Annotated in this window: 10 protein-coding genes and 1 pseudogene; 4 read left to right on the forward strand and 7 right to left on the reverse strand. The window is 38.8% G+C overall.

Features of this window, described 5'->3' with window-relative positions:
• Positions 1 to 110: 110 nt before the first annotated feature.
• The 6 genes from ACFFAP_RS08585 to ACFFAP_RS08610 form a co-directional block, all read right to left on the reverse strand.
• Positions 111 to 926: a peptidase gene (locus ACFFAP_RS08585; protein WP_375510829.1), complete on the reverse strand. Its 816-nt coding sequence runs from the start codon at positions 924 to 926 to the stop codon at positions 111 to 113.
• Between the two features lie 10 nt (positions 927 to 936).
• Positions 937 to 1,170 carry a preprotein translocase subunit SecG gene (gene secG, locus ACFFAP_RS08590; protein WP_094328436.1) on the reverse strand — a complete coding sequence of 78 codons (234 nt, stop codon included), beginning with the start codon at positions 1,168 to 1,170 and terminating at the stop codon, positions 937 to 939.
• Positions 1,171 to 1,261: 91 nt separating this feature from the next.
• Complete coding sequence (gene gpmI / locus ACFFAP_RS08595) at positions 1,262 to 2,860, reverse strand: 2,3-bisphosphoglycerate-independent phosphoglycerate mutase (RefSeq protein WP_375510830.1); 1,599 nt, start codon at positions 2,858 to 2,860, stop codon at positions 1,262 to 1,264.
• Between the two features lie 221 nt (positions 2,861 to 3,081).
• A complete protein-coding gene (locus ACFFAP_RS08600) occupies positions 3,082 to 4,776 on the reverse strand; it encodes an ABC-F family ATP-binding cassette domain-containing protein (RefSeq protein WP_375510831.1) in 1,695 nt (564 codons plus the stop codon).
• A gap of 156 nt (positions 4,777 to 4,932) precedes the next feature.
• Positions 4,933 to 5,763 (reverse strand): Rpn family recombination-promoting nuclease/putative transposase, encoded by an 831-nt coding sequence (locus tag ACFFAP_RS08605; protein WP_375510832.1) that lies wholly within the window; start codon positions 5,761 to 5,763, stop codon positions 4,933 to 4,935.
• A 33-nt stretch (positions 5,764 to 5,796) separates the two neighbouring features.
• Complete coding sequence (locus ACFFAP_RS08610) at positions 5,797 to 6,294, reverse strand: hypothetical protein (RefSeq protein WP_375510833.1); 498 nt, start codon at positions 6,292 to 6,294, stop codon at positions 5,797 to 5,799.
• A 336-nt stretch (positions 6,295 to 6,630) separates the two neighbouring features.
• Here ACFFAP_RS08610 and ACFFAP_RS08615 point away from each other — a divergent pair, with 336 nt between their 5' ends.
• The 4 genes from ACFFAP_RS08615 (at position 6,631) to ACFFAP_RS08630 (ending at position 9,466) form a co-directional block, all read left to right on the forward strand.
• The gene (locus ACFFAP_RS08615) at positions 6,631 to 6,981 is read left to right on the forward strand and encodes a hypothetical protein (protein ID WP_375510834.1); all 351 of its coding nucleotides are present in this window, start codon (positions 6,631 to 6,633) and stop codon (positions 6,979 to 6,981) included.
• A 177-nt stretch (positions 6,982 to 7,158) separates the two neighbouring features.
• Entirely contained in the window at positions 7,159 to 8,235 is a 1,077-nt protein-coding gene (locus ACFFAP_RS08620; RefSeq protein ID WP_375510835.1) for a hypothetical protein, read from the forward strand.
• A complete protein-coding gene (locus tag ACFFAP_RS08625; RefSeq protein ID WP_375510836.1) occupies positions 8,236 to 8,631 on the forward strand; it encodes a hypothetical protein in 396 nt (131 codons plus the stop codon). It begins immediately after the preceding gene.
• Between the two features lie 136 nt (positions 8,632 to 8,767).
• Positions 8,768 to 9,466, forward strand: coding sequence for a type I restriction enzyme HsdR N-terminal domain-containing protein (locus ACFFAP_RS08630; RefSeq protein WP_375510858.1), 699 nt, complete (start codon positions 8,768 to 8,770; stop codon positions 9,464 to 9,466).
• A 52-nt stretch (positions 9,467 to 9,518) separates the two neighbouring features.
• Here the strand turns inward: ACFFAP_RS08630 and ACFFAP_RS08635 are convergent.
• Positions 9,519 to 9,977, reverse strand: a pseudogene (locus ACFFAP_RS08635) (DUF29 domain-containing protein).
• Positions 9,978 to 10,024 lie beyond the last annotated feature (47 nt).

Below are 10,024 nucleotides of genomic sequence, written 5' to 3' on the forward strand. Positions count from 1 at the left end.
ACCCCGCCAAACCTACGCTTTGTCTCCCCTCCCCAAAGCATCGGGGAGGGGTTGGGGGTGGGGTGTAATGACTATGGTTAGCATAACTAATTATGCGGACATGATATCAATCAATTAATCTTTGAATCATCCACTAAAGACCATCCTAAACTGGTTGGCTGTTCATAAACCCGCTTTAGAGTATTTACATCTCTGGGAGAAATAGGCGACGGGTTGCGAACTTGGGAAAAATATAACGCATCAGTTTGTAGCGGACTATGACCCCAAATTCCGAGTGCATGACCGAATTCGTGGCGGGCTGCTGCAATGAGATACTCACCTGTTTGACTGGGACTTAGCAAGATGGTGAAGCGGTGGGATAAAACTTTGTTGCTGGTGTATAACTCGTAAGTAGTTTGTGCCGATCGCGCACGGGGTATATTACTACCAAGGGAAATTTGTAGAGGTGGCGCTTTTCGCACAATCGTAATATCAGCAATTTCGGACTGTTCGACTATTGTCAAAGGTAAATAAGTACTCCACTCCTGTACACCCTGCAAGACAGCATTAAGCCATGCTTGAGCTTCTTTTTCGCTGATGGCTTTTGGTGGTTCTACGTAAACTCGAACAGGAAATTTTGACCAGACTAAATAACCAACTTGGGTTATTGTAACTTGGGAAAAGTAGTCACCACTGTTAGTGCTATCTTGCCACTGTGCAAGTGTAGGCGTTAAGGGATGGGATTTTAGGGGAGATGATGGAGGGAGAGAGATTATTAAGTCTGAATATGCATATTTTGGTGTTATTGTAAACCCATTACTCGACTGAAGATTAATAAAAACGATTAACAGCCCTGTGCCAATAAATAAGGCAAGATCTGTAATTAACCGTCGTGAAATTAAATTTATTAGGATGTTAAATATCGGGTGTTGGGTTGTTTTCCCCATTTACCTATCCTTATTTAGGCAGCCAACCAGCACTTAAAACTACTGTCAAACCGAGAAAAATTACTGTCAATGCCCAAGTAATTCGGTTTAAGGTGTTTTCTGCACTTTTGGTGCTGCTAAATAGCTGGGCTTGTCCGCCAATCGCCCCAATCCCATCACCTTTAGGGCTATGCAGTAAAACTAAGATAATCAAACCAGTGGCAGAAAATGCCCAAATGCCTTGCACGATATTAGTAACTGTCATGGTAGGAATCTCATTTATAAAAAGTTTCAAAAAACAGAATTTAGGAGTTAGGAGTTTTTAGTAAACTCCTAACTCAGTACTCAGCAATCTTTTACAGCCCTACTTGCACGGGAGTGCGAGTACGTTGTAGCTCGTATTCTGCTGTTTTCAGCAGCGATCGCCCTGTCATTTCTGGTGGCTGAGGCAGCTGTAAAATCTCTAGAATCGTAGGGGCGATGTCGGATAGCTTGCCATCGCTTCGCAGTTCGACATTTGTACCATATCCAGGGATTTTGACTTTCTCTCCTTCCACCAAGATTAAGGGGACTGGATTAGTCGTGTGAGCTGTCCAGGGATTACCCTGATTATCTAGCATATACTCAGCGTTACCGTGATCGGCAGTAATAATTGTTGTACCGCCAGCTTTAATAACGCCCTCTAATAGGCGACCCAAACAGCGATCAACTGTTTCAATTGCTGTAATGGTAGCGTCGATTTGACCAGTATGCCCTACCATGTCTGGGTTGGCATAGTTAATCACAACTAGAGAATATATACCCTTTTGAATCGCAGCGATCGCAACATCTGTAACTGCTGCTGCTGACATCGCTGGGGCGTGATCGTAAGTTGCTACCATCGGGCTGCTTACTAATTCCCGATCTTCTCCGGGAAAAGGTTCCTCCAGACCCCCATTAAAGAAATAGGTGACATGGGCGTATTTCTCAGTTTCGGCGGTGCGGAACTGATTCAAACTATGATTGGCTATAACTTCTCCCAGAATGTTACTGAGATTCTGAGGCTCAAAGGCTACAGCCACGGGTAAGTCTGAATCGTACTGCGTAAAGGTGACAAAGGACAACGGTGTGATTTGCTGTCTTTCAAAACCGTCAAATTTGGGACTGACTAAAGCTTGAGTCAGTTGTCTGGAGCGATCGGGGCGGAAGTTGAAAAATATCACCCCATCCCCTGGTTGTATTGCGCCGGGAGCAATTCGGATGGGGTTGACAAATTCATCTTTTATCCCTATGTCGTAAGATGCTTGCAAGACTTCCACAGCCTTGAGACCATTACCAACACTATCTTGTATCATCATGTCGTAGGCGCGTTTGACCCGATCCCAGCGGTGATCGCGATCCATCGCGTAGTAGCGACCGCTGAGGGTGACTATGCGCCCAATTCCTATGCGGTCTATATAATCTTGTAGCAGTGCGATTGTTCTTACACCGTCAGTTGGGGCGGTGTCACGACCATCGGTGATAGCGTGAATACAAACTTCTGGAATTCGCTGGTTTTTGGCTAAGTCAAGTAGTCCGAATAGATGGGTGATATGCGAATGTACCCCTCCCTCAGAACAAAGCCCGACTAGATGCAGCTTGCTATTCCGAGAGCGAACTTCCTGGCAAATTTTGACGAGTGCTGGGTTTAAGGCAATAGAACCGTCTTCGACTGCATCGGAGATGCGTACAAGTTCTTGCGGTACCACTCGCCCAGCACCAATGTTCAAATGACCAACTTCTGAGTTGCCCATTTGACCCTCTGGCAACCCTACGGCTTTTCCTGAAGTGTGGATGAGGGTGTGCGGGTAAGCTGCCCATAAACTGTCCACGATTGGAGTTTTAGCAGCAACAATAGCGTTTCCTCGCCTTTCCTCGCAGTAGCCCCATCCGTCTAAAATGACTAGCACCACAGGAGCAACAGGTGCTTTGGTCATAGTAAAATTGCCCTTTACTTTTTGTAATACTCGAATGATACCACTGCTAATCCACGCCGCAAGTGAATTTTTGCTTATTAAATTCTTTTATGAATGACTTGCAGTGTTTTGAAAGATTTTTTTAATTTTAGTAATTTGTCTATGATGTTTTTGAGCGCTATTAACGAGTGATTACTTAGTAGTAGCGTTTTCGCGCTACTACTAAGGCATTATCCAATCCCTTATTTCCTTTTCGTGGAAGCTTTAGCAGCTTTAGCAGCTTTTTTCGCTGCTTTTTCGGCTTCTATTGCAGCTAATTTTGCTTGTTCTTTTTCTTCGGCAATTTTCTGGAGATAGTAATGATAATCTCCTAAATAGACGCGGAATTCTCCATCACGAATTTCGACGATTTTATTTGCTACTTGAGAAATAAAGTAGCGGTCATGAGAGACTACAATTGCCGTGCCATCATAGTTTTGTAGCGCCTCTTCCAGCATTTCTTTAGCTGGAATATCTAGGTGGTTTGTCGGCTCATCTAAAATTAGTAAGTTTGCGGGACGTAAGAGCATTTTTGCCAACGCTAGACGAGCTTTTTCTCCTCCACTTAATGCCCCAACTGCCTTAAATACAGTATCACCAGTGAATAAGAAGCGTCCCAAAAGCGTGCGGACTTCTTGATTATCCCAGTCAGGTACTTCATCATGGATAGTTTCCATGACAGTTTTCTTCAAGTCCAAAGCTTCAGCTTGATTTTGCTCAAAGTAACCGGGAAGAACGTTATGATCCCCTAATTGAACGCTACCTTCTGTGGGTGGTTCCATACCCATAATTACACGCAGAAGGGTAGATTTCCCAGCACCATTGGGGCCAAGAAAAGCAATGCGATCGCCTCTTTCAATTAGCAGATTTGCTGCCAAAAACAGTATTTTATCACCATAGAGGTGAGTTAAATCTTTAATGTCAACTACCTCGCGTCCACTGCGGGGTGCAGGGGGAAAACGGAAGTGTAGAGTTCTTACCCCAGCAATGGGTGCTTCAATGCGTTCAATTTTGTCGAGTTGCTTTTCTCGGCTTTTTGCCTGGGTACTGCGGGTAGCACTGGCGCGAAATCTATCAACAAAGGTTTGCTGTTTCTCTAATTCTTTTTGCTGGCGTTCGTAAGCACTAAGTTGTGCTGATTGACTTTCGGCTTTTTGTGACAAATATGCCGAGTAGTTACCAAGATAAGTACTGGAAACGCCACGTTCAGTTTCCACAATTTGGGTGCAGAGGCGGTCAAGGAACTCCCGGTCATGGGAGACTATTACCATCGGCGTAATCAGCCCTCTGAGGTAATTTTCCAGCCACTCAATGGTTTCTAAATCTAGGTGGTTAGTCGGTTCATCCAGCAGCAACAAGTCGGGTTTTTGCAGGAGGATTTTACCTAAACTCATCCGCATTTGCCAACCACCACTGAAGGCGCTGACGAGGCGATCACCATCTTCTAGCCCAAACCCCATCTCTGGTAGGATTTTCCCGATGCGTGCATCTAAGTTGTAGCCATCCAAGGCTTCAAATTTGCGCTGCAAGCGATCCAACTTGTCGATCAGTCGATCCAGTTCCTCTGGGTTAGCCGTTTCCATCTCTTGTGGTACGTGCGCCAGAGATAACTGTACTTCGTTGGCTTCTTTGAAGACAGTCCAAAATTCTTCTCTAACGGTGCGGGTGGGGTCTACTTCAAACTCTTGGTTGAGGTAGGCTATGTGTAAGCTATTAGGACGGATAATTTCGCCAGCAGTGGGTTCCATTTCCCCAGAGATGATTTTGAGTTGGGTGGATTTTCCAGCACCGTTGACACCGACTAAGCCAATGCGATCGCCTGGTTTAACTTCCCAGTTGATATCTTTGAGAACTTCGCCTGTAGGATAAATTTTACTTATATGTTCTAGTCGCAGCATTAAGTTTCTCTCAGGTAGGGAGTGGGTGGTTGAGGACGAAGTACTAACACCGCCTCTAATATTAACAAAAATTAACTATAAATTCGTCGTGATCAAGTATGGAGAGCCACAAACCAAATTTGGCTTGAGTCACGGATAAAATTTACCACATCCATCTCAAGGCTGGCTTTGTGTTACTTGTCTAATTTCTTCGACACTTAAATCTAAGGCTTCTGCTACTTGCTCTACAGTCAACCCTGCAGCCAACATTGCTGGTACTGCTTTTAGTTTCCCTTTAAGCTCACCTCTAACTTCACCTTGTTCAATGCCTTGTTCAATGCCTTGTTCAACACCTTCCTGAAAGGCTTCCTGATAAAATCTGGTTTGCTTTAACTCGCTTAAGCCAAACATTTCCTCCATCTCCTCCCTACTCATTGTGGGAAACTTGTAAGCCAAAATAGTCTCTATAAATTGTAATAATTGCTGCTGTTTTGATGGTGAGTTTATTTCTGACTTGGTTCTGTTTATCAACTCCCAAGCTTGTGCGATCACTATATCGTCGGTTGCAATTACTAATTTAGCAGTTGCAATGCCAATTGGAAGCGATGTACTTTCACCTAATTCATCCAAATAAATGCACCTGACGCGCCCACTTGTGAAAAACTCACGGTAATGTTTGATATTGCCTATATCTACATTCCTATTTGGGTATAAAACCACAGCACCCCAGTCATTTGATGGTTGATTCTGACGGATGTATAAACATATTTCTGCAATTAGCCGTGAATAAATTTCCCCATCAGCTTGAAATTGCACTTCAACAAAATAAATCGGGTTCTCGCTTTTTTGTGTTGGTATAAACACACCATCGATTCTGAAGGCTGTTTGTTTGATTTCAACTGATGAGAATTGATACAGGCTAGCTGATTCTGGAGGATTCCCAATCAGCTCAAAGAATATATCAGGAAATTCTTGAAACAGCCGATAAAAGATGATATCTGTTTTCACAATTTATATCATTTTAATATTTTGATTTGCTACTTATATGTTGCTTGATTCTTCCAAACCATCTCGTACTTTCAGCAATTGCTCTTTTGCCATTCCTAATATACGTGATATGGGAGCTAACAAACTATCATCAAATGCTTCTCCAGCATAAATATTATTCAGTTCAGTAGGGGATAATTTAAAGGTGCCGCAGAATTTAGTAAATTCCTGGTTACTTAAGTCAAGCTCTTTTTGCCTATCATGAAGTAAAACTGCGATCGCTCTCGTTCCATGCTTCGGACGCTCACTAGCTTTTATATACTTTTCCATTAAATAATAGACTTTTCTGGGATCGCCTCCCATTTTTTTAATTAAATCAGTACAAGCCATTTTTAGTGCCTTCTTTAAAACTTCTTCTTCATTTAAAAACTTAATAATTTCGCTAGCATATTCTGGTTTAAAAAATCCTACCAAATCACCTTTATGGTAAACTGGGATATAAGGCTCATTTGATTCAAAATGCCAATCTAAAGGCTCATTGCGTAGCGACATACATACCCCTCTAAATCATTTAAGATTTCACCATTTTAAAACCATTTATTCTTTAACTGCCAGTAAAAATATCCTAGTCCTAGCGATTATAAATTGCAGCTATACAGACAAAATCCACCTGCGTGGGTTTGAACTTCCTGGAGTCCGCACAGACGAACTTAGTTTGTGTAGCCGTTATGTATTTCTACCAGAACCTGGAACTCCAACCAAAATTAGCGTGGCTAAAGGGTTGACAGAGGCTTGTTTGGTGGTGTTATGAGGCCTTTGTTAGATATTTAACCATAATGGGCATACTGTAAATATCAAGTAAGTAAGCATCAAAACAGGGTAAACAGTATGTTGACTATAACGTGGCAAGAAGAAATTGCATTCTTGAAACAAAATTTGAGGAAGGAAATAAATCAACTTTCAAGTCATTCTGAGATTAATATATTTAATCATATTTGCATCAATAATTTAAAATCCAAGTTAAACCGATTAGATGAAATAGAAAAAATTCTTAATATAGAAAAATATAAAATTGTTTTCATAGGTACTATTGGTCAAGGAAAGACCACAGCTATTTGTCATATTTTTAATTTAATAAGCGACTTTAATGTTTCCAAAACTATTGCTAATAAGTCTCGAAATGTAATCGAAACCAAAGAGTTACTATCAACGGGAGCAGGTAAAACTACTATATGTTAAGTAATTATCAAAGCTGCGGAAAAAACTTACATAGAGATAGAGCCTTATACGGTTGATGAGATAGAAAATCTTATTTTTGACTTCTGCGACTATATTGCAGATAAAGATAATCCTAACCCAGATAAGAAGATAATTATTTCTCAAGAAATTGAAAGGGCTATTAGGAATATTACAGAAATGAAGTTACGCTATCCAACAATTAATAATGAAGTAAAAAAAATTGATCTAGCTAAGGAAGAATTTGATAAGTTAGGATTAGATGAGTTTAAAAAACTTGCTTTGAATAATGCAAACCTTGAATCTAGAAATAATAATAAGATTGAATTTGATAATCAAAAGAATGAGCAAGAATGGATAAAAAATACCTTTGCTGCCATTAATAATGTTGAGCTAAAAGAGTTTGCTATTCCAAGAAAAATATATCTTTATGTGAGCTATGATGTTTTATCTGGCTCAAACTTGTCTCAGTTTGATTCAATTGTGGATACTAAAGGACTTGATGAAAATCCAATTCGTAAAGACTTGCAAAAATATATTGAAAATCAGGATACTATCTGTCTCTTTGTAACTCCTTTTAATGCAGCACCTGAAGCTAATATCAGTAAATTAATAGGTTATCACCTTACATCTAAATCCAAAGATTTTCATCATAGATTTGTAACTTTGGTATTACCTCACAAAAATGAACCTGAAAGAGTAAATGGATGTCATGGAGATCGAGATATAGGAATTAAAATCATAAAAGAAGAGATTCAAGCAACATTCAAGCGTTTAAACCTAGATTTTTTCTTGGAAAACATTTTGTTCTATGATGCTTTGAGGTACTACCGTGATGATATAGTCAAGCTAAATACTGATATTTATAATGAAGAAGATGTACAGGTAGATAAAGATGATTTTCTCAAAGCTGTAGCCAGTGTAGTAGAACGTAGGCAGAATATTTTATTGGAAGAAATAAAAAATATCCAAGAAAGCTTTACGAGAATAAAAAATGGTGATGCTTTGACAGGATCAGAAATCAAAGCAATTGAAAATGCCATTCATAAGCTCAACGATTTACGCTATTTAAATAAAAGAGTACCTAGTTTTGTTTATAAAGATTTTATTGATAAATATATTGAATATTATCGTACTGTTTATCGGGCATGGAATACTAAACATGCTATCCATAGAAACTTCGGTTACTATAAGCCAAGGAATATAGATATATATTACGATATGAGGGTTTTTGCTGAGGGAATAAATGAAGATTAAATGTTGAATAAGTTTACAAAACAAGCAAAGCAGGAATTAGAAAATATTCTTAATGAACTTACATCGGCAAATGAATATTTGAAGACACTTATTCCTGAATTAGTAATAAAATTTAACTCCTTGTATGATGATTTTATTAGTGAGGTAGGGGTAGAAATTGAACATGAAGCTATAAGAAAACTATCACCTCAAAGCAATGATTCAGAATTTTGGATGGCTCTAATTAATGAAAAAGGTAGGGAAAAGCGTAAAGGTGAAAAATATGGAGATAACGTATGTCACACTTGGAAGCGCGAACTTGAGACTGACCCAAGCCTAAATACATTTTTAGAGATTAAAGCAGGACAGTATTGGGCAGAATTAGTGACTAAAATATTAAAGTTTTTCGGACAATAGTAGACATTTAGCAATTTTAAATTACATGCTAAATATAAAGGGATGCAATCTTATTGTATCCCTAATATTCTTTGTTAATTAAATAATTGTTACTATTTATTATTAGTTTAATTTAATAAATAACTAAAAACTAAATATATATAAGAAAAATTATACAGAATATACAAAATGTTTAGTTAGAGGTAAGGAAATTATTCTTGATGGAAAACCAGAAGAAAAGGTTAGACAATTCTTTATCTACTTTTTGATAAATCAAAGTGGTTTGTTCCCAAATGAAATTGATATTAAAGTTGAGTATAATAATCATGATATAGAATTATATAAAACTGTCAAAAATAAAAGTTTTAAACCATATTACTCTCCTTTGATGATTGTGGAAGTAAAGCGAGAAGAAGAAAACTTACAAAATCACGAGAAGCAGATAGAGAGATACTTAACAAATTCTTGTTCAGAAATTGGTATTTTATATAATTATCATCAAATAATTGCATATATAAAAAAAGACGCAGTATTTACGAGTAGATATCTTAAGAGCCTTGGAGATATACCACCTTTAATATTGCAAACTTCTAATAGCACACAGAACGATTTACTAGACTTTGAAAAAGCTGTAAATGGAAATTTTGATAGTTTTAATTACCTTGCTAAAAAGTATGGTAAATATGCTTTAAACACAATAATTTTTCGACTAAAAGGTGGGCAATTACCTATAGCAGGATGTTTCTTCAAATTTAAAGATAACAAGGTGTACTACCATATATATGGTAAATTTTGTAAAAAGCAACAAAGCTTTAATTACCAAGATTTTGAAAAGCTAGTTTCTATTACTTATTGAAAAATATAACGTGTCTCCAAGTAACAAATGAGCGTAACAAAAATGGCATGAATTATCCTTCCCAGTCTTGACGAGTATCGCACAGAAAATTGTCTGCGATCGCATCATCAAATAAATAGGGGCAATGCTCTGGAAAAGTTCGTAATGGTAAGTTAGTTTGTCGTAGCGCTAAATCGACTCCCGCTTAAAAGCCATCTAACAAGGCTTCTTCGATTCGAGACTTTAAGCTGGGGTTATGTCGCAAATGTCTGTGGATGGCGCGACGCTGTTCTCGAATTGTTAAAAACCAACTGCGAGAGCGTTGTTCGGGTTGATACTCCCACTTCAAGAGATGACCGAGTAATACACTCAGACAATTCACGAGTTCCCGATACTCCTGTCTCCCTAAAGCTTGAATTTCTTCTTGCAGGTATTGCCAGTCTAGTTCCATAACTAGCCTCTGCTCTAACGCTTTAGCCTGCTGCTGTGTCCAGCCATAGAAGTCTTGGTCATACAAAAAAGGTTTGTCCATAGAGTTGAATCTTGACAGCAAGAAACCACGAGCTAGTTTGATGATTT

Origin of the sequence: uncultured Nostoc sp. (assembly GCF_964245575.1) — a bacterium.
GTDB lineage: Bacteria > Cyanobacteriota > Cyanobacteriia > Cyanobacteriales > Nostocaceae > Nostoc.

What these genes read in the sequence shown, in the direction of transcription:
- ACFFAP_RS08585 (WP_375510829.1), bottom strand. Translation starts at nt 926, where the DNA reads ATGGGGAAAACAACCCAACACCCGATATTTAACATCCTAATAAATTTA.
- secG (WP_094328436.1), bottom strand. Translation starts at nt 1,170, where the DNA reads ATGACAGTTACTAATATCGTGCAAGGCATTTGGGCATTTTCTGCCACT.
- gpmI (WP_375510830.1), bottom strand. Translation starts at nt 2,860, where the DNA reads ATGACCAAAGCACCTGTTGCTCCTGTGGTGCTAGTCATTTTAGACGGA.
- ACFFAP_RS08600 (WP_375510831.1), bottom strand. Translation starts at nt 4,776, where the DNA reads ATGCTGCGACTAGAACATATAAGTAAAATTTATCCTACAGGCGAAGTT.
- ACFFAP_RS08610 (WP_375510833.1), bottom strand. Translation starts at nt 6,294, where the DNA reads ATGTCGCTACGCAATGAGCCTTTAGATTGGCATTTTGAATCAAATGAG.
- ACFFAP_RS08615 (WP_375510834.1), top strand. Translation starts at nt 6,631, where the DNA reads ATGTTGACTATAACGTGGCAAGAAGAAATTGCATTCTTGAAACAAAAT.
- ACFFAP_RS08620 (WP_375510835.1), top strand. Translation starts at nt 7,159, where the DNA reads ATGAAGTTACGCTATCCAACAATTAATAATGAAGTAAAAAAAATTGAT.
- ACFFAP_RS08625 (WP_375510836.1), top strand. Translation starts at nt 8,236, where the DNA reads ATGTTGAATAAGTTTACAAAACAAGCAAAGCAGGAATTAGAAAATATT.